Origin of the sequence: Aureimonas glaciei, assembly GCF_014643375.1 — a bacterium.
GTDB classification, from domain to species: Bacteria; Pseudomonadota; Alphaproteobacteria; order Rhizobiales; family Rhizobiaceae; genus Plantimonas; species Plantimonas glaciei.
The window spans coordinates 212,727-233,121 of the sequence record NZ_BMJJ01000010.1; the positions used below are offsets into that span (position 1 = coordinate 212,727).

At 68.0% G+C, this 20,395-nt stretch carries 12 protein-coding genes; 10 read left to right on the plus strand and 2 right to left on the minus strand.

Annotation, left to right across the window (positions count from 1 at the left end; genetic code table 11):
* Positions 1-16: 16 nt before the first annotated feature.
* The 5 genes from ptsP to clpB all read left to right on the plus strand — a co-directional run bounded on the left by ptsP (position 17) and on the right by clpB (position 9,003).
* Positions 17-2,284 (plus strand): phosphoenolpyruvate--protein phosphotransferase, encoded by a 2,268-nt coding sequence (ptsP, locus tag IEX88_RS19895; protein WP_188854140.1) that lies wholly within the window; start codon positions 17-19, stop codon positions 2,282-2,284.
* 96 nt (positions 2,285-2,380) lie between these two features.
* Positions 2,381-3,460: a peptide chain release factor 1 gene (gene prfA, locus IEX88_RS19900; protein ID WP_188854080.1), complete on the plus strand. Its 1,080-nt coding sequence runs from the start codon at positions 2,381-2,383 to the stop codon at positions 3,458-3,460.
* A 44-nt stretch (positions 3,461-3,504) separates the two neighbouring features.
* Complete coding sequence (prmC, locus tag IEX88_RS19905) at positions 3,505-4,401, plus strand: peptide chain release factor N(5)-glutamine methyltransferase (protein WP_188854082.1); 897 nt, start codon at positions 3,505-3,507, stop codon at positions 4,399-4,401.
* Between the two features lie 374 nt (positions 4,402-4,775).
* Positions 4,776-6,134 carry a DUF4167 domain-containing protein gene (locus IEX88_RS19910; RefSeq protein ID WP_188854084.1) on the plus strand — a complete coding sequence of 453 codons (1,359 nt, stop codon included), beginning with the start codon at positions 4,776-4,778 and terminating at the stop codon, positions 6,132-6,134.
* 247 nt (positions 6,135-6,381) lie between these two features.
* Positions 6,382-9,003: an ATP-dependent chaperone ClpB gene (gene clpB, locus IEX88_RS19915; protein ID WP_188854086.1), complete on the plus strand. Its 2,622-nt coding sequence runs from the start codon at positions 6,382-6,384 to the stop codon at positions 9,001-9,003.
* A gap of 119 nt (positions 9,004-9,122) precedes the next feature.
* Here clpB and IEX88_RS19920 read toward each other — a convergent pair whose 3' ends face one another.
* The gene (locus IEX88_RS19920; RefSeq protein ID WP_188854088.1) at positions 9,123-10,505 is read right to left on the minus strand and encodes an APC family permease; all 1,383 of its coding nucleotides are present in this window, start codon (positions 10,503-10,505) and stop codon (positions 9,123-9,125) included.
* 249 nt (positions 10,506-10,754) lie between these two features.
* Between IEX88_RS19920 and IEX88_RS19925 the strand changes: the two genes are divergently transcribed.
* The 5 genes from IEX88_RS19925 to mgrA all read left to right on the plus strand — a co-directional run bounded on the left by IEX88_RS19925 (position 10,755) and on the right by mgrA (position 17,346).
* Complete coding sequence (locus IEX88_RS19925) at positions 10,755-11,945, plus strand: BaiN/RdsA family NAD(P)/FAD-dependent oxidoreductase (protein WP_188854090.1); 1,191 nt, start codon at positions 10,755-10,757, stop codon at positions 11,943-11,945.
* Between the two features lie 173 nt (positions 11,946-12,118).
* Positions 12,119-13,582 (plus strand): L,D-transpeptidase family protein, encoded by a 1,464-nt coding sequence (locus IEX88_RS19930; protein WP_244640378.1) that lies wholly within the window; start codon positions 12,119-12,121, stop codon positions 13,580-13,582.
* A gap of 89 nt (positions 13,583-13,671) precedes the next feature.
* Positions 13,672-14,841, plus strand: coding sequence for a L,D-transpeptidase family protein (locus IEX88_RS19935; protein WP_244640380.1), 1,170 nt, complete (start codon positions 13,672-13,674; stop codon positions 14,839-14,841).
* On the plus strand, positions 14,838-16,223 hold the full coding sequence (locus IEX88_RS19940) for an extensin-like domain-containing protein (RefSeq protein WP_188854092.1): 1,386 nt from the start codon (positions 14,838-14,840) through the stop codon (positions 16,221-16,223). The genes IEX88_RS19935 and IEX88_RS19940 overlap by 4 nt, the downstream gene beginning before the upstream one ends.
* An 88-nt stretch (positions 16,224-16,311) precedes the next feature.
* Complete coding sequence (gene mgrA, locus IEX88_RS19945; RefSeq protein ID WP_274604632.1) at positions 16,312-17,346, plus strand: L-glyceraldehyde 3-phosphate reductase; 1,035 nt, start codon at positions 16,312-16,314, stop codon at positions 17,344-17,346.
* A 152-nt stretch (positions 17,347-17,498) separates the two neighbouring features.
* On the opposite strand, the gene IEX88_RS19950 is transcribed toward mgrA, so the two are convergent.
* Positions 17,499-19,430, minus strand: a complete 1,932-nt coding sequence (locus IEX88_RS19950) for a M23 family metallopeptidase (RefSeq protein WP_188854096.1) — start codon at positions 19,428-19,430, stop codon at positions 17,499-17,501.
* Between the last annotated feature and the right edge of the window lie 965 nt (positions 19,431-20,395).

Genomic DNA, 20,395 nt, shown 5'->3' on the forward strand with positions numbered 1-20,395 from the left:
TTGGAAGACGACCTTGATCAGAAGCGATTCGTCCGGTCCCCGCGTGCTCATGCGCAAGATCCGGGAGCTCATGGCCGAGCCCCTGCAGCCGCAGGCGCGTCTGGACGAAATCGTGCGCCAGATCGCCCAGAACATGGTCGCCGAGGTCTGCTCGATCTATGTGCTGCGCGCCGACGCCGTGCTGGAGCTCTACGCCACCGAGGGCCTGAACCCGGGTTCCGTGCACCTGGCCCAGCTGAAGCTCGGCGAGGGCCTCGTCGGCACGATTGCCGCCACCGCGCGCTCGCTGAACCTGTCGGAAGCGCAGAAGCACCCGGCCTTCACCTTTATCCCCGGCACCGGTGAAGAGCCGTTCAACGCCTTTCTCGGCGTGCCGATCCTCCGGGCCGGCCGCACCCTCGGCGTTCTCGACGTGCAGAACCGCGCCAAGCGCGTCTACCGCGAGGAGGAGGTCGAGGCGCTCGAGACGGTCGCCATGGTCGTCGCCGAGATGATCGCCGCCGGCAGCCTCGAGGGCCTGTCGCGCCCCGGCGTCGTGCTCGACCTGTCGCGTCCGGTCTCCTTCAACGGCGTCGCCCTCGCCGACGGCATCGGCCTTGGCCATGTCGTCCTGCACGAGCCGCGGGTGGTGGTGACCAACCTCTTCAACGAGGATGTCGACGCCGAGATCACGCGGCTCGAGCAGTCGCTGCAGTTCCTGCGCATCTCGATCGAGGATATGCTGTCGCGGCGCGACATCGCCGCCGAGGGTGAGCATCGTGCCGTGCTCGAGGCCTACCGCATGTTCGCGCACGACCGCGGCTGGGTCCGGCGGCTGGAAGAGGCGGTGCGCAACGGCCTGACCGCCGAGGCGGCGGTCGAGAAGGTGCAGAGCGACATGCGCGCGCGCATGATGCACATGACCGATCCCTATATCCGCGAGCGGCTGCACGATTTCGACGACCTCGCCAACCGGCTGCTGCGCCAGCTGATGGGCCGCACCGAGATCGGCGAGGGCGACGACGAGCCGTCCGACGCCATCATCGTCGCCCGCTCGATGGGCGCGGCCGAGCTTCTCGACTATCGCCGCGACAAGATCCGCGGCCTGATCCTAGAAGAGGGGACGGCCACCAGCCACGTCGTCATCGTCGCCCGGGCGCTCGGCCTTCCCGTCGTCGGCCAGGCCAAGGGCGTGGTGTCGATGTCGGAGAACCGCGACGCGATCATCGTCGACGGCGCCGATGGCGGGGTGCACCTGCGCCCCTCGCCCGAGGTCGAGGCGGTGTTCGTGGAAAAGGTGCAGTTCCGCGCCAAGCGGCAGGAACAGTACCGCGCTCTGCGCGACGTGCCGGCCGAGACGCGCGACGGCGTCGCGGTCAATCTTCTCATGAATGCCGGCCTCCTCGTCGACCTGCCGCAGCTCGTCGATTCCGGCGCGGCCGGCATCGGCCTGTTCCGCACCGAGCTGCAGTTCATGATCGCCTCGTCGATGCCGAAGGCGAGCGAGCAGGAGCGCCTCTATTCCGCGGTGATCGACGCGGCCGGCGACAAGCCGGTGACCTTCCGCACGCTCGACATCGGCGGCGACAAGCTCCTTCCCTATCTCCACCAGTCGGCCGAGGAGAACCCGGCGCTCGGCTACCGTGCCATCCGGCTCGCGCTCGACCGTCCCGGCCTGATGCGCACGCAGCTGCGCGCGCTCCTCAAGGCGGCGCGCGGGCGGGAGCTGCGCATCATGTTTCCGATGGTGACGGAGCTTTCCGAACTGCACCGGGCGCGCGATCTCATCGCCCGCGAGCTCAGCCACCTCACCAAGTTCGGCCACCTCATGCCGCGCCAGCTGAAGCTCGGCGCCATGATCGAGGTGCCCTCGCTGCTGTTCCAGCTCGACGAGCTGATGGCGCTGGTCGACTTCGTCTCGATCGGCTCGAACGACCTGTTCCAGTTCTTCTCCGCCGTCGATCGCGGCAATGCCCGCATGGCCGGCCGCTTCGACGACCTGTCGCCGCCCTTTCTCTCGGCGCTGAAGAGCATTCTGGACGCCGGCACGCGCAACGGCGTCGAGGTGAGCCTGTGCGGCGAGATGGCCGGCAAGCCGCTGGCGGCCATGGCCCTGATGGGCCTCGGCTTCCGCTCCATCTCGATGACGCCCTCGGCGATCGGCCCGGTGAAGGCGATGATGATCGAGCTGGAACTGGCGAAGCTGGAGCGCTTGATGGCCGAGCATATGGCCGATCCGCGACGCCAGGGCACGATGCGCCAGCTGCTGACGGATTTTGCCGTGGCGCATTCCATCCCGCATTAGCGAGGCTCAAGCGCCCATCGTCCCGACGCGACGCGGCGACCACGTCGTTCGCCGCCGACGCGACGGCACCCAGACCTTCAGAGATTCCAGGATTCCATGGCGACGCTGCCTTCCGACACGATGAACGAGATCGTCCGACGCTTTTCCTACATCGAGGCCGAGATGGCCAAGGGCGGAGACCGCGACAGCTTTGCCGCGCTGGCTTCCGAATATGCCGGGCTCGAACCGATCGTCGCCGCGATCCAACGCCATCGCCGTATCCAGGACGAGTTGCGCGATATGCGCGCGATGATGGACGATTCCGGCGCCGACCGGGAAATGCGCGATCTCGCCACGGCGGAGGTCGCGGACCTGCGCGCGCAGGACGCGGCCCTGACCGAGGAGATCCAGCTTCTCCTGCTGCCGAAGGACGCCGCCGACGAAAAGAGCGCCATCCTCGAAATCCGCGCCGGCACCGGCGGCTCGGAGGCAGGCCTCTTCGCCGGCGATCTCTTCCGCATGTACCAGCGCTATGCCGAGGTGAACGGCTGGAAGGTCGAGGTCCTGTCGGCGAGCGAGGGCGAGGTCGGCGGCTACAAGGAAGTCATCGCCTCGATCAACGGCAAAGGCGTCTTCTCCAAGCTGAAATTCGAATCGGGCGTGCACCGGGTGCAGCGGGTGCCGGCGACGGAATCGGGCGGGCGCATCCACACTTCCGCGGCGACGGTGGCGGTGCTGCCCGAGGCCGAGGACATCGACGTCGAGATCCGGCCCGAGGACATCCGCATCGATACCATGCGCGCCTCCGGCTCCGGCGGCCAGCACGTCAACACGACGGACTCGGCCGTGCGCATCACCCATCTGCCGACCGGCATCATGGTCGTCTCGGCCGAGAAGTCGCAGCACCAGAACCGCGCCCGCGCCATGCAGGTGCTGCGCGCCCGGCTCTACGACATGGAGCGCGAGCGCGCCGACGACGAACGCTCCGAGGCGCGCCGCAGCCAGGTCGGTTCGGGCGACCGTTCCGAGCGCATCCGCACCTACAATTTCCCGCAGGGGCGGGTGACGGATCACCGCATCAACCTGACGCTCTACAAGCTCGACAAGGTGATGGAGGGCGATCTCGACGAACTGGTCGGGGCGCTGATCGCCGATCACCAGGCGCGGCTTCTGGCCAGCGTCGGCGGCGAGGCCTGACCATTTCACCGGCGACAGACACACCCGCGGAGACGGTCGCCTCGGTGCTGGCCGCACTGCGCGCCACGCTGCGGGGAGCGGGCGTGGACAGTCCCGAGGCCGATGCGCGGCTGATGCTCGCCGCGGTACTCGGCTGCGAGGCCGGCGGGCTGATCCTGCGCGCGGGGGAGGCGGTCGACCCGACCGCGACGGCGCGGCTCGGCGCCATGACGGCGCGGCGTCTGCAAGGCGAGCCGGTGCACCGCATTCTCGGCCGGCGCGCCTTCTACGCGCATGATTTCGCGATGTCGGCGGAGACGCTCGAGCCGCGCGCGGACACCGAGGCCCTGGTCGAGCTTTGCCGGGCGCCGATCGAGGCGGTTTTTGCCGAGCGCGGCGCCTGCCTCCTGGCGGATGTCGGTACCGGCACGGGCGCCATCGCGGTCTCGCTGCTGGCGCTCTATCCGGCGCTGCGGGTCGTCGCCGTCGACCTATCGCCGGGGGCGCTCGTTACCGCCCGCGGCAATGCGGAAGCGGCGGGCGTCGCGGCGCGATTCCACGCCGTCGCCAGCGACTATCTCAGCGCCGTCGCCGCGCCGCTCGACCTCGTCGTGTCGAACCCGCCTTATATCCCCAGCGGCGATATTGCCGGTCTGTCGCGCGAGGTTCGCGATTTCGATCCGCATCTGGCCCTCGACGGCGGATCGGACGGTCTCGACGCCTACCGGGCCCTGGCGGACCAGGCGCTCCGGGTCCTGCGGCGGCCCGGGCACGTCGTGCTGGAGATCGGTCAGGGCCAGGCAAGCGAGGTATGCGAGATTTTTTCCCGCAACGGCCTTGTTCTGGCCGCAACGAAAGACGACTTGGCGGGCATCACCCGTGCGTTGTGGTTCCGAAGAGAGGCGTCGAGCGCTGAAATCCACGCGCCGAGTGGGCGCCCGGATGCGGATCCGGCGGCCTGACAAGCCAGCCCGACAAGGTGAGACGGTAAAACTTTCCTAAACTGACGGTTTCGGTCCTTGCGTAGCAAAAAGAGCTTGTGACACAGGGCCGAACCTTCTAGTTTCGAGATCGTTACGGACCAATCGAGGGGGAACATCCCTCAGATTCCGACCTGCCCGGTGGCAGGCGGACGTGGGATGCTCGAGACGGCTAGGCGGCTGTCCGTGATACCGACGATTTGGAATCGATCGGCTTAACCGAATACCAAATTTCGATCTCGGTCGCGCACTGGCGCATCCGTATCGCGCGGGGCGACGCTCCATCCCTGAGGGATGGCCGTCCTGCAGCCAGGGGCAACCGGCGCGCTAGCTGGATATCCAGAGACAGGAAGAGCATGAGGCCAGGACAGCAGCAGCAGAACAAGCAGCGGATGCGCGGACGCGGCCGGAAGGGCCCCAATCCGCTGTCGCGCAGCTACGAGTCGAATGGCCCGGACGTGAAGATCCGCGGCACCGCGCAGCACATCGCCGAGAAATACTCGACGCTCGCGCGCGACTCGGCGGCTTCCGGCGACCGCGTCATGGCCGAGAACTATCTCCAGCATGCCGAGCATTACGGCCGCATCGTCGCCGCGGCGCAGGGCACGTTCCAGCTGCAGCAGGACGAGAACGACTTCGGCGACCAGATGGACGACGACGGCGACGAGGAGGGCGGCTCGGAGAACGGCTACGCCAACGGCAACGGCCAGGACGAGCGCGGTCAGAACGACCGCAGCCAGAACGACCGCAGCCAGAACGAGCGCGGCCAGAACGATCGGGGCCAGAACGACCGCTATCAGGCCGACCGCAACCAGAACGACCGCGGTCAGGATCGCAACCAGGGCGACCGCAATCAGGGCGATCGGGGCCAGGGCGACCGGTACCCGAACGATCGCGGCCAGAACGAGCGTCCGCAGGGCGAGCGCGCGAACGGGCAGCAGAACGCGCCGCGCGAAGGCCGCGAACAGCGCGGCGGCAACGGCAACAATGCGCCGAACGCCAATGGCGGCAACCGCGACGGCAACCGGGAAGCGCGCGACGGCAACCGCGAGAACCGGGGCAACCGGGACGGCAATCGCGAAAACCGCGACGGCAACCGCGAGACCTACCAGAACCGCGACCGCGACAACCGGGAGAATCGCGGCCATCGCGATCGCCCGGCGCTGAACGGCCTCGGGCCGCAGCCCGTCGTCGGCGAGCCGCGCGTTCAGACCGAGGGCGGCGAGGACCAGGCGCCGCGCAACGTTTCGCACGAGCCCCGCCAGCCCGCTCCCGAGCAGCCGGCGCGCGCGCCGGCCGCCGAGGTTGCCGCTTCCGATCCCGCGCCGCGCGAGGAATTCCGTCCGCGCAACGACGAGCCGCGCGCCGAGGGCGAGCCGCGTCGCCGTGGTCGCCCGCGCCGCGTGCGCAGCGAGGATGGCGAGCCGCGTGCCGACATGGCGAGCGAGGCTGCGAGCGACGGGGCCACGGCCGATGCCGCCGTGCCCACGCCTCGGGCACCCGCTGTCGATCCGGTGACCGCCGTGGCGCCCGTGGCGCCGCCGGTGGAAGCCCGGGCCGAAGCGCCTCAGGCGGACGTTTCGCCCGTCGAGGCCGAGGGCAAGGTCAAGCGCAAGCCGGGTCGCCCGCGCAAGAAGAAGCCGGAAGACGATTCTTCGGGTGGCGAAGACGGCGGCGATCACCTGCCGGCCTTTCTGATGGCCACCAATAGCTGATCGCCCGAAGGGGGACGACAGGCGAAGGGCGACGGAGCGATCCGCCGCCCTTCTTGCGTTTGGGCCCCGCCGTATCGGGGCGGCGGAACAAATCGTTCTGTCGGGATAGGTATGATCCCTGAATACCCTTCAACCCGTTGAGAGCGTCCCCATATTCCCGGAGAGCGGCTCGCCGATTGAGGGGGCCGGACTCCAGGACACGCGTCCCACGCCGGATCACCGGGTGGCACGAGAGGGGAGAGCATCCATGGACATGGAAAAATACACCGAACGGGTTCGCGGCTTCATCCAGGCGGCACAGACGGCCGCCGTTGCCCGCGATCACCAGCAGTTTTCCGCCGAGCACCTGTTGAAGGTCCTCGTCGACGACAGCGAGGGCTTGGCGGCCGGGTTGATCGAGAAGGCCGGCGGACGGGCCGCCGACGTGCGCCTCGCGGTCGATGCCGCGCTCGCCGCGATGCCGCGGGTTTCCGGCGGCAATGGCCAGATGTATCTGGCGCAGCCGCTGGCCAAGGTCTTCGCGACCGCCGAGGAGATCGCCAAGAAGGCCGGCGACAGTTTCGTCACCGTCGAGCGGCTGCTGCTCGCGCTCGTCATCGAGAAGGGCGCCAAGACCGCGGCGATCCTCGAAAAGGCTGGCGTCACTGCCGCCGCGCTGAACGAGGCGATCAACGACCTGCGCAAGGGCCGCACCGCCGATTCCGCGTCCGCCGAGCAGGGCTACGACGCTCTGAAGAAATACGCCCGCGACCTCACCAAGGACGCGCGCGAGGGCAAGCTCGACCCGGTCATCGGCCGTGACGACGAGATCCGCCGCACCATCCAGGTGCTGTCGCGCCGCACCAAGAACAATCCCGTCCTCATCGGCGAGCCCGGCGTCGGCAAGACCGCCATCGCCGAAGGCCTCGCGCTGCGCATCGTCAACGGCGACGTGCCGGAATCTTTGCGCGACAAGCAGCTGATGGCGCTCGACATGGGCTCGCTCATCGCCGGCGCGAAATACCGCGGCGAGTTCGAGGAGCGGCTGAAGGCGGTTCTGTCCGAGGTGACCTCGGCCGATGGCCAGATCATCCTGTTCATCGACGAGATGCACACCCTCGTCGGCGCCGGCAAGGGCGAGGGCGCGATGGACGCCTCGAACCTCCTGAAGCCAGCGCTGGCCCGCGGCGAGCTGCACTGCGTCGGCGCCACCACGCTCGACGAGTACCGCAAGCATGTCGAGAAGGACCCCGCGCTCGCCCGGCGCTTCCAGCCGGTCTTCGTCTCCGAGCCGACGGTCGAGGACACGATCTCGATCCTGCGCGGCCTGAAGGAGAAGTACGAGCAGCACCACAAGGTGCGCATCTCGGACTCCGCGCTCGTCGCCGCCGCGCAGCTGTCGAACCGCTACATCACCGACCGCTTCCTGCCGGACAAGGCGATCGACCTCATCGACGAAGGCGCGGCGCGCCTGCGCATGCAGGTGGATTCCAAGCCCGAAGTGCTCGACGAGATCGACCGCCGCGTCATGCAGCTGAAGATCGAGCGGGAAGCCTTGAAGCGGGAAGACGACGACGCCTCGCGCAACCGGCTGGAGCGGCTGGAGGGCGAGCTCGCCAATCTCGAGGAGGAATCGGCCCGGATCACCCAGACCTGGCAGGCGGAAAAGTCGAAGCTCGGGCTTGCCGCCGATCTGAAGAAGCGTCTCGACGAGGCCCGCAACGAACTGGCCAACGCGCAGCGCAAGGGCGAGTACCAGCGCGCCGGGGAACTGGCCTATGGCGAGATTCCGAAACTGGAGCGCGAGGTCGCGGAAGCTGAGGCGCACGAAGTCGGCGCCGCCGCCTCGATGGTCGAGGAGACGGTGACGCCCGATCACATCGCCCAGGTCGTGTCGCGCTGGACCGGCATCCCGGTCGACCGCATGCTGCAGGGCGAGCGCGAGAAGCTGCTCCGGATGGAAGACGCCATCGGCACCCGCGTCGTCGGCCAGGGCGAGGCGGTGCAGGCGGTGTCGCGCGCCGTACGCCGGGCGCGGGCCGGGCTGCAGGACCCGAACCGGCCGATCGGCTCGTTCATCTTCCTCGGCCCCACCGGCGTCGGCAAGACCGAGCTGACCAAGGCGCTGGCGCAGTTCATGTTCGACGACGAGACGGCGATGGTCCGGCTCGACATGTCGGAGTTCATGGAGAAGCACTCGGTCGCCCGGCTGATCGGCGCGCCTCCCGGCTATGTCGGCTATGAGGAGGGTGGGTCGCTGACCGAGGCGGTGCGTCGCCGGCCCTATCAGGTCGTCCTGTTCGACGAGATCGAGAAGGCCCATCCCGACGTCTTCAACGTGCTCCTGCAGGTGCTCGACGACGGGCGGCTGACGGACGGGCAGGGGCGCACGGTCGATTTCCGCAACACGCTGATCATCATGACCTCGAACCTCGGGGCGGAATATCTCACCCAGCTGCCGGACGACGTCGATACCGACAGCGTGCGCGACCAGGTGATGGCGGTGGTGCGGTCGGCCTTCCGGCCGGAATTCCTCAACCGCGTCGACGAAACGATCCTGTTCCACCGGCTGAAGCGCTCGGAGATGGGCGCCATCGTCGATATCCAGCTGAAGCGGATGGAAGCGCTGCTCGCGGACCGCAAGATCGTCATCGATCTCGACGACAGCGCGCGGCTGTGGCTCGCCGAACGCGGCTACGATCCCGCCTATGGCGCGCGTCCGTTGAAGCGCGTCATCCAGCGCGAGGTGCAGGACCCGCTGGCGGAGAAGATCCTGCTCGGCGAGATTCGCGACGAGTCGACGGTGAAGGTGACGGCCGGCAGCGACCGGCTGAACTTCTACGTCGTCGGCTCCAAGGCGGGTGTCCCAGGAGACCGCGTCGCGGCCTGAGAACAGCGCCGACGGGAAGAGCATGCTGCAGGGGGCGGTCCAATTGGGCGCCCCCTGTTTTCGTTTCGGCCTTGCCGGACGTTGATCGCGGTTCGCAAAAGAACGCGCGCGAGGCGCTGTCAGCGCTGCGTAGCCGCCGCCGCTCCCGAGCGGTTGACGAGGACCGTCAGACCCCAGAGCCCCACGCCGATCGCCAGGAGAACGCCCGCGACGACGTACTGCACGCTGTCGCGCCCGGTCCAGGGGCCGACGAGGAAGGCGCAGGCCAGCGCGCCCATGATCGGCAGCAGTGTCGGCGTGGTGAAATGCGCGTGCTCGACCTTGTCGCGCCGAAGCACCAGGACGGCGATGTTGACCACCGTGAAGACGCCGAGCAGCAGCAGCGCCGTCGTGCCGCCGAGCGCCGGCACGGCGCCGACGAAGCCGATCAGCCCGAAGGCGAGGAGCGTGGTGAAGCCGATTGCGACATAAGGCGTGCGCCGCTCATGGTGCACGCGGCCGAGCCAGGGCGGCAGCACCTGTTCCCGGCTCATGCCGTAGAGGAGCCGGCTTGCCATCAGCATGTTGATCAACGCGGAATTAGCCACGGCGAACATGGTGATGATGCCGAAGATCCAGAGCGGAAAGGCCGGCGCGCCGGCGGCCACGACCTTTAGAAGCGGTGTCTCGCCCTCGCCGAGCTCGGCGGCGGGGACGAGGGTGATCGCCGAGATCGAGACCAGCACATAGATGACGCCGGTGATGGCGAGGCCCGAGAGCAGCACTTTCGGAAAGATCCGCGACGGATCCTTGCATTCCTCGGCCATGTTCACCGAGTCCTCGAAGCCGACCATGGCGAAGAAGGCCAAGGTCGTCGCCGCGATCACCGACCAGAACAGCCCCCGGTCCGGGCCGGTGTCGAAGGTGAGCACGCGCGAGACGTCGCCCTGGCCGGTGCCGATCGCCCAGAAGCCGATGACGATGATGATCAGCAGGCCGGTCAGTTCGACCGTCGTCAGCACCACGTTCATCTTCAGGCTCTGGGCGACGCCGCGATAGTTGACGATCGCCACCAGCGCCATGAAGCCGAGCGCGATCAGCATCACCGTGGGGCCGCCGGCCTGATCGAAACCCGCGACGGTCGCGAGGTTGGCGGCGAAGGCGCGCGAGGCGGTGGCGGCCGAGGTGATGCCGGAGCTCATCACCGCGAAGGCGACGATGAAGGTGATGAAATGAACGCCGAAAGCCTTGTGGGCGTAGAGCGCGGCCCCGGCGGCGCGGGGATATTTCGTCACCAGCTCGAGATAGCTGAAGGCGGTGAGCAGGGCGATGACGAAGGCGACGAGAAAGGGCAGCCAGACGACGCCACCGACTTCCTTGGCGACCTCACCGGTGAGGGCATAGATCCCGGTGCCGAGGATGTCGCCGACGATGAAGAGCAGAAGCAGCCAGGGACCCATCACCCGGTGCAGCGCCGGCTCGACCTTTGTCTTCGTGGACGGTTTCGGTGTCGTGTCGGCCATGCCGGATGTCTCCCTCGGGGGTGCCGCGACCTTTCCGGTGCCGGCGCTGGGCTGTCAATCGACGACAACGGGCGGGCGGGTCGCTGGATCCCTGGCGTTCCCCCCGCGTCCTGCGGGCGTTTCAGGTGCGTTCAAATCGCCCGGTCGGCCGGCCGCCCGCGTCGCAGGGCTTGAGGCCGCGGCCGGCCCGGTCTATCCCCAGAACTCAACCCGCACCCGCCGCGATCGCCGTGGTTCGAAAGGCATCGCATGACCTGGGACGTATTGATCATCGGCGCGGGCGCCGCCGGCATGATGGCGGCGATCGAGGCGGGCAAGCGCGGTCGCCGGGTGCTGGTCGTCGACCACGCGACAAAGCCCGGCGAGAAGATCCGCATCTCCGGCGGCGGGCGCTGCAACTTCACCAATGTCCACACCAGCCCGAAGCACTTCCTGTCGGACAATCCGAGCTTCGCGATCTCGGCGCTGAAGCGCTACAGCCCACGCGACTTCATCGCCCTCGTGGAGCGATATGGCATCGCCTACCACGAGAAGGCGCTCGGTCAGCTGTTCTGCGACGGCTCGGCGCAGCAGATCGTCGACATGCTGCTGGCTGAAATGCGCCTTAACGGAGCCGAGCTGCGGCTCGGCACGACGGTTGACCGCGTGCGCAAGACGGAGACGGGCTTTGCCGCCGTGCTCAGCCACGACCAGCGCGGCATCGAGCCGGTCGAGTGCACCTCGCTCGTCGTCGCCACCGGTGGCAAGTCGATCCCGAAGATGGGTGCCACCGGCTACGGCTACGAACTGGCGAAAAGTTTCGGCCTGAAGGTGACGGAGACGCGGCCGGCGCTGGTGCCGCTGACGCTCGATCCGCCGACGCTGGCGCGTCTCGAGCCCCTGTCGGGGATCGCCATCGACGCCGTCGTCTCGCATGGCAAGACGAAATTCGCCGAGGCGCTCCTGTTCACCCATCGCGGCCTGTCCGGCCCGGCCATGCTGCAGATTTCTTCCTTCTGGCGCGAGGGCGACGAGATCGCGGTGGCCATGCTGCCGGACCTCGACGTCTTCGCGGCGTTGCGCGCCGCCCGCGCCGAGAACGGAAGGCAGTCGCTGCAGACCGGTCTCGGTGCCTTCCTGCCCAAGCGCCTGGCGCAGATGATCGCGGGCGAGCTGAAGGGGCCGGAACGGCTCGGCGACTGGTCCGACAAGCTCCTTCGCACCGCCGAGACGGCGGTCAATTCGTGGCGCTTCAAACCGGCGGGTTCGGAAGGCTATCGCACCGCCGAGGTGACGCATGGCGGCGTCGATACCGCCGACCTCGATTCCAGGACGCTGCAGGCCAAGGCGGTGCCGGGGCTCTATTTCGTCGGCGAGGTCGTCGACGTCACCGGCTGGCTCGGCGGCTATAATTTCCAGTGGGCCTGGGCCTCCGGCTGGTGCGCGGGGCAGGTGGCCTGAAGCCAGGTTCGGCCGCCTCCAGCGGAGGGCGGCAAGCCGCACGCAAGCTTCACGCGCCCTTCGCAGGCCATCTTCATGCCGGGTTCATTTGCCAGTGACTAGGCTTGCCCGCAAACAGTGCCGATATCGGGCGCCGGATTTCGGCTGCCTGTTCGCCGGTTGGAGTAGACACGATGAAAACTGTTCCCGTCACCGCCGCAGCGATGGCGCTGCTCGTGATGTCGGCCGGCTGGTCCACCTCCGCACGGGCGCAGTTCTACGATCCGCAGGACGTGCCCTACTACGACGAGGGGATCGATCGCGGCCGCGTGCCGGAGGCCCGCAGCTTCATCGACGATCTCGGCCGCCGGGTGACCGTGGACCGGCGTGGGCGGATCATCGCCGTCGAGCAGCCGCGCCAGGGTAACCGCGAGCCGCGGCGGCGCCGCGACAATTCCATCATCCTGGAGGGGCCGGCCCCGCAGGACGATGCCCTCATTCTCGAAGGCCGCGTCGGCGCGGTGCCGGGCGTCGACCCGGGCTTCGTGCCGCGCCAGCCCCGTTCGGCCGATCCCTACGGCGACTTCGAATCGCGCGACGATCTCTACGACGCGCCCATCGAGGCCGAGCCGCTTCCGTCGCCCGGCTACGACGCTTTGCCGCTCCCCGGCGAAGATCCCGCGCGCAATGCCGCCCTGCCGAGCGAGGACGGTTTCGGCACCAGCCTGCCCGACACCTCGATCGTTACGCCCGGCGAGACCACGGCGCCCGAGACCCGGCCGGCGCCCGCCGTCGCCGGTCCCAAGGGCAAGAACGCCAAGGTCGAGATCGCCGCCCTGCAGGTCCTGCTCGACCGTGCCGGCATTTCGCCGGGCGTCATCGACGGGCGGATGGGCTCGAATGTCGACAAGGCCGTCGCCGCCTATGAGGAGAAGTTCGGCACGCGGCTCGACGCGACGAATGCGCAGGCGCTGGCCGAACAGCTCGACGCGACCGGCGGTCCGGCGATCGTCTCCTACACCATCACCGACAAGGATGCGGGCGGTCCCTATCTCGCCTCGATCCCCGACGACTACGCCGAGAAGGCCAAGCTCCCATCCATGGCCTATACCCGCGTTTCGGAAATGCTGGCCGAGCGTTTCCACATGGACGAGGGCTATCTCCAGGAGATCAATCCCGGTGCCGACTTCAACCGCGCCGGCACCATTCTCAAGGTCATGGCGGTCGGCGAGAACATCGCCGAGCCGGTCACCCGGATCATCGCCGACAAGGGGCGCGAGCAGGTTCGCGCCTATGACGCAGCCGGGCGCCTCGTCGCCGCCTATCCCTCGACCATCGGCTCGTCCGACACGCCCTCGCCGAGCGGCACGGTGCAGGTCAGCCGCATCGCGCTCGACCCGAACTACACCTACAACCCGAAGATCAACTTCACCCAGGGCGAGAACAAGTCGATCCTGACCATCCCGCCCGGTCCCAATGGTCCCGTCGGTTCGGTGTGGATCGCCCTGTCGAAGCCGACCTACGGCATCCACGGGACGCCCGAGCCCTCGAAGATCGGCAAGACCAACAGCCATGGCTGCGTGCGCCTGACCAATTTCGACGCCCAGGAACTCGCCAAGCTTGTCAAACCCGGCGTGACGGTCGAATTTCTCGAGTGATCCCCGGCGATATGCTTCGCCGGCGAAGGACCCTGCGGCCATCTGGCGCGTTGCACAGACATGCAAAGAGGCATGTCGAGGTCCCCGCAATGAAATCCACCCTGATCACCACGGCGCTCGCCGGCTTTCTCCTGGCCGGCACAGCCATCCCGCCCAAGGCCGCCTGGGCCCAGGAGGCGACGACGGCCATCGCCGTGGCGCTGCCGGACGTCTCCGAGCAGGCGATCAACGCCGCCGATTTCGAGGGCTGGAAAGCCCGGCGTGAGGCGGCACGCACGGGCCTCGACGAAGCCCAGGCGGTGCTCGAGATCGATCCCCCGGAAGCCGGTGGCAATCCTGACGAGTCGGTCGCAGACAAAGCGGACGCCGCTGCCGCGCCCGAGCCGCAGAAGTCCGCCGAGCCCGAGGATTTTCCCGATCCCTTCCTGATCCGCCTGCAGATCCTGCTCGACCGCGCCCACGCCTCGCCCGGCGTCATCGACGGGCTCGACGGCGAGAACACCCGCAAGGCGATCGCCGCTTACGCCATGATGAACGATCTGGACCTCAGCGACGAACCCTCGGCTGCACTGTGGGAAAAACTCGCCGCCGACGCGGCGACCGTGGTTCAGCCCTACATCCTGACGGAGCAGGATCTCGCCGAACGCTTCGTCCCGGTGATGCCGACCGACTATGGCGAACTCGCCAAGCTCGACTGGCTCGGCTTCCGCGACGCCGCGGAAATGCTCGCCGAACGCTTCCACATGGACGAGACGCTGCTGCGGCGCCTGAATCCGGGCGCCACCTTTGCCAAGGCCGGCGAGGCGCTCCTCGTCGCCGAGCCGGGCGCGGTGCCCCAAACCAAGGTCGCCCGAATCGTCGTCGACAAGTCGAAGGGCGAGCTCATCGCCTACGGCGCCGACGACCAGATCGTGCTGATCAGCCCGGCGACGATCGGCTCCGACGGGACGCCGTCGCCGTCGGGCACGATGAAGGTGAACGGCAGCGCGCCGGACCCGACCTACGAATACAATCCGGACAAGAACTTCAAGCAGGGCGAGAACCACGAGAAACTGACGCTCCCGGCCGGGCCGAACGGGCCCGTCGGCGCGATGTGGATTGATCTGTCGAAGCCGACCTACGGCATTCACGGCACGCCCGAGCCGTCCAAGATCGACAAGAGTGCCAGCCATGGCTGCGTCCGGCTGACGAACTGGGATGCGCAGGCCCTGGCGGGCCTCGTCCAGCCGGCACGGACGGTGGTGGAGTTCAAGGAATGACGGTGGCGAAGCGCTCTCTTCTGGTCCTCGGCTGCCTGCTGATGGTCGGCACCGCCCCGATGGCGCAGGCTGCCGGCCTGCCCTGGAAGGACGCGAACCCGCTGGAGCGCCTGTTCGGCCCGTCGAAGCCGGCGAAGAGCCAGACGCGCCACCGCCCGCGTCCGGCCCGGTCGACGCCCGCCAAGGCCGCGCCCGCGCTGGCCGCTATCCCCATTCCGGACGCGCGTCCGGACAGGGCGGAGGCGGCGAAGGAGGAGCCTGCCGCGGCGCCGGAATCAGTGGGGACCGAGGTCGTCGCAGCCCCCGACGCGAAGAACTCTTCCGACGCCGGCCCGTCCACGAAGCTGAGCGAGTCGGAGAGGGATAGCGAGTCTGGCAAGGACAGCGGGTCTGCCAGGGACAGCGAGCCGACAAAGGCCAGCGAGGCGACGAAGGATACCGACGCGACGAAGGACAACACGGCGGCGAAGGCCAGCGAAGCGAACAAGGCCAGCGAGGCTGCCCCATCGACGGCGGCTCCAGACGCGGCCGTGCCTGATCCGGCCGCCACGCCGACGCCCGTCCCGGCCCCGGCCGACGCGGCCCCGGAAACCGCCGAACCGCAGGACGCACCGGCCGATCCGGCGGCGACCGCGACCATGCCGATCGACGACATTCCGGTTCCCGCCGTGCGGCCCGAAGGGGCCGGGGATGACGCTGAAAAGCCCGGCACCGTTCCGGAAACACAAGACCCCGTCCGTCCCCCGGCCGAACCCGCGCCGGCACCCAACTCCACGGAGAACCTGAAGTCGCGCACGGCGACAGTGACGCCGGCAGCCACGGTTCTGGCGGCGGCGGCCATCGAGGACGCCGAGCTGTGCGAGGCGGAGCTGAAGAAGCGCGGGGTCGATTTCACCGTCGGTGAGAGCATTTCGGAAGGCGAATGCGGCGTCCTGCGCCCCGTCAACGTCAAGCGCCTCTCTTCGGGCATCGAGGTTTCGCCCGATACGCAGTTCCTGTGCCGGACGGCCCTGGCGCTCGACGACTGGATGACGTCCGGGGTGCTGCCGGCCGTCAAGACCGAGCTGCCGGGCCGAAAGCTCTCGCAGTTCCGCCATGCCTCGACCTATGTCTGCCGCCCGCGGGCCAGCGAGAGCGGCATCTCCGAGCACGCCCGCGGCAGCGCCATCGACATTGCCGCGTTCGTCTTCGACGAGAGCCAGGACATCGGCGTCGAGGCCCAGGCGGCGGATTCTCCCGAGGCCAAATTCCAGGCATCCGTCCGCGCGGCGGCCTGTGGTCCTTTCAAGACGGTGCTGGGGCCGGGAACCGATCCCGATCACGCGACGCATTTCCATCTCGACATCGCGGCGCGCAAGAACGGATCCACCTACTGCAAATAGGCTGATCCCGGCCCCGGCTGGGCGCCGGGGCAAAGCCTCTTATATGCGGTGGCGGGGACGCATCCCCGAAAAAACCGGAGTGAGCCCTTTGCCCTATACCGCCGCCGAAAACCGCTACGAGACCATGCCCTATCGCCGCCTAGGACGGTCCGGGCTGAAACTGCCCGCCATCTCGCTCGGCCTCTGGCAGAATTTCGGTGGGAAGGATGTGTTCGAGACCGGGCGGTCGATCCTGCGGCGCGCCTTCGACCGCGGCGTCACGCATTTCGACCTCGCCAACAATTACGGCCCGCCCGCGGGCTCGGCCGAGGAGAATTTCGGCCGCTGGATGGCGGCGGACTTTCGCCCCTACCGCGACGAGCTGATCATCTCGTCCAAGGCCGGCTACGACATGTGGCCGGGCCCCTACGGCAACTTCGGCTCGCGCAAATATCTCGTCGCCAGCTGCGACCAGAGCCTGAAGCGCATGGGCCTCGACATGCTCGACATCTTCTACCACCACCGGCCCGATCCCGAGACGCCGCTGGAGGAGACGATGGGGGCGCTCGACCACATCGTGCGGTCGGGCAGGGCCCTCTATGTCGGCATCTCCTCCTATTCGCCCGAGCTGACGCGCGCCGCGCATGCGATCCTTTCGGCGCAGGGAACGCCCTTCGTCATCCACCAGCCGTCCTATTCCATGCTGAACCGCTGGGTCGAGGACGGGCTGCTCGATACGCTCGGCGGTCTCGGCCTCGGCTGCATCGCCTTCTCGCCGCTGGCGCAGGGATTTTTGACGACGAAGTATCTGCAGGGCGTGCCGGGGGATTCACGCGCGGCCAAGGCCGGCTCGTTCAAGAGCGACTATCTGAGCGACGACAATATCGCGCGGATCGCGGCGCTCAACGCCATCGCCGAACGCCGCGGCCAGTCCCTGGCGCAGATGGCGATCGCCTGGGTGCTGCGCGATCCCCGCGTCACCTCGGCGCTGATCGGCGCCCGTACGGTGGAGCAGCTCGACAATTCCCTCGACAGCCTGAACAGGATGGATTTCACCAGCGAGGAACTGGCCGAGATCGACCGCTTCGCCACCGATGGCGGCGTCGACCTCTGGCGGGCGCAGTCGCGCATCCAGCCCAGCTGAAGCGCCGGGCGATCCTCAAACTCGCCCGGGGGCCTCGCCGTCGGGCGATGACGTGCGAGCTTCAAGCGGACTGGCTGTTCTTCGCATCGCCAGCCCGCTTGAAGCCTCATTCGGTCGCATGATTTCGAAAGCCGGAAGGCTCCCTTTCCGGATCAGCGGCCGGCGACCCGCGTCGGGTCGTCGCGATCCTTCAGGAGATTGTCGATCCGGTCGCGTTCGCGCTTGAAGGTGTCGAGATCGGCGCCGGCGAGCACCTTGCCCGACGGCAGCTTGATCCGCATCGGGTCGACCTTCTGGCCGTTGACGCTGACTTCGTAATGCGTGTGATTGCCGGTCGACAGGCCGGTCGAGCCGACATAGCCGATGACCTGGCCCTGCCGGACGCGGGCGCCGGGCACAATGCCCTTGGCGATGGTGCTCTGGTGGGAATACGAGGTTTCGTAGCCATTGGCGTGCTTCAGGATGGTCTGCCGGCCGTAGCCGCTCGACCAGCCGGCAGCTTCGACGACGCCCGATCCCGTGGCGATGATCGGCGAGCCTGCGGGAGCTGCCCAATCGACGCCCCAGTGCGGCCGGACATAGCCGAGCACGGGATGCTTGCGGCCGGTGCTGAAGGCCGAGGACATGCGGGCATTCGGCACCGGCTTGCGCACCAAAAACTGCCGCGAACTGCGGCCATCCCCGTCGTAATAGTCGCTGTGCTCGTCGTCCTTGCCGCGGAAGCGGTAGAATTTCTTGGTCTCGTCGCCGAAATGCGCTTCGGCATAGAGGATTTCCGAGGCGTCGGTCGCGGTCTCCTTGCCCTCTTCGAGCGAGTAGAACACGGTCAGCCGGTCGTCGGGGGCGAGGCGCGACTGGAAGTCGACATCGGAGGCCAGCATGCGGATCAGCTGCTGGCAGAGCCGCGTGTCCAGGCCGTAGGACAGGGCCGCCTGGTAGATGCCGTCATACACCGTCGGCATGTCGGAATGGCGCTGCACCTCGCCGGCGTTCTGCTCGAGCGCCTCGGCGACGTCGCGGTTGAGGTCCGGCTGGGCGCCCGGGGCGAAGCTGCCGTCGTCGCCCTCGGCGACCGTCACGATATGGCTGTCGCCACGATAGACGGAAAGGCGCACGATGCGCCGGACGCCGCCTTCGGTCTCCGCGCCGATGCGGATGACATTGCCCGGCCCCAGCGTCTTCGTCGACAGCACGTCGGCGAGCCGCTCGGCAGCGTAGGCCGCCTCGTCCTTCTCGTAGCCGGCGTCCGACAGGGCGTCGAGAATTGAGCGCTTTTCGGCGAAGGGCACCGCTTCCTCATTGTAGAGCGGCACATCGGTGACATCGGGCGTGGCAACCGAGACATTCTCCTCGATGACGCGAAAGGCCGAGCCGGGCTCATATTCCTGGGCCGTGTCGTCGGGGGCAAAGCGCAGGGGATCGATCGGGTCGAGGGAGGCGACCTGGACCGGGGCGTAGGAGAGCGTCGGCGCGGCCATCCGCACCTGGGTCTCGGCCTGCGCGTCGTCGATCTCGCCGGTCCGGTCGAGATTGTCGAAGGTGAAGGGTTCCACCTTCAAGGTCATTTGGCTCTCGATCTTGTCGCCGTAGATCTGCGCCGGATCGGCCTCCTCGGGCGCGTCGTCCTCCGGTTCGCCGGCGGTGAAGACCTTCATGGCGTCGAAGGGGGGATAGTCGACATTGGTCGGGTGCCGGGCGGCGAGCGACATGTTGACATAGGCGAAGGGCAGGGTGCGGATCACCTCGCGGTCGCCGTCGCGCGTCATGGTCGAGAATTCCAGCGTCTGTCGGCTCTTGGCGGCGGGAATGAGCGTCGCGAAGACGCGCGTCGACTTTTCCGACGGCGCGTCGGTCGTCGCCATGGCGGTGTCGGGGAGCGCGGAAGCGGGGCGGGCCACGGTATGGCGGCCGTCGAGGGCGGCGGAAAGCGCGATGCCCATCAGGGCGCTCGACGTCAGGCCGGTCAGAAGCGTGCCGGCGAGCCACCGCGCCGAAACCTGCCGGCGATCGGGCCGACGCCGACGATCGGCGACCAGGGGCGGCTGGTTGCCGAGTTCAGGTCTCGGGGGAGACTTCTGGCTCATTCACTTCCTTTACACGCGCCGACCGCCCATCGGCGATCAAGGTGGCGAAATCGCGACCGGCGCGGCATCCCGGCTCCCGCTGGGGTGCCGACGGCAAGACATGGCGCGATTAACCCGGCGGGCGGCGGAAGTGTCAATGCTGCGGCGGGCCTTTGCACCGCCGCGCAGAAGGCCGAACCGTTTCTGCTCTGCTCTGCTCTGCAGGGCTACCTTCCGGCGGGAAGGCGGATGGCCCTGGCGCGTAAGACGATGGCCATGCTCCGGCAGGGAGGGGAGAAGAGCACGGCGGCACGAGAACAAGGAGGCACGACAACAAGGAAGCATGAGAGCAGGGGGGGGGGCACGAGGGGAAAGGGGAACGAGGGCAAAGGGCGCGATCCGGCCCGGGCCGCTCTGCCGAACTGGTTCTCGAGCGCGCCCCCTGGGTTGGTCCACGATTTCGCCTGGCGTCGTCACGCAGACCGCTTCGGTTCCGAGGGGGCCGCCGGGCTCCGGCACGACGGTCGCACGACAGGGACGGCCGTCCCGGCAGCGCCGAGACCGTCAGCGCTGCCGATCCGCTTCGACGGGTCCTGGCGCCAAACGCCTGCCTAGCAGGCCTCGGGGGCGCTGTGCGACGAATTTGCGAATTGGCCGTTGACACTGCCGAGGAGCCTGGCCTATACCACGGACATCGAGACGGCGGCGGCGCCGGGCCAACCAGACGGGTTAGCGGTGAACTGGACCTGGCAAGAAGTTGTCGGTTCGGTTCGAATTGGCGCCTCTACTGCTTGGAACATTTCTGAGAGACGCTTTCACAGGCGACCCTCGATTGGTCGACAGCAACGCATTTGCTAGGCACCAGACGTCACCCCTAGGGTGCCGTGATCTTTGACAATTGCATAGATGAGAAGAAAGAGAGACGTGGGCGGCGGTTAGCCTCGTACGGGAGTTCTTGTTCTGCTTCCTTGGCAGTTCTGGAATAT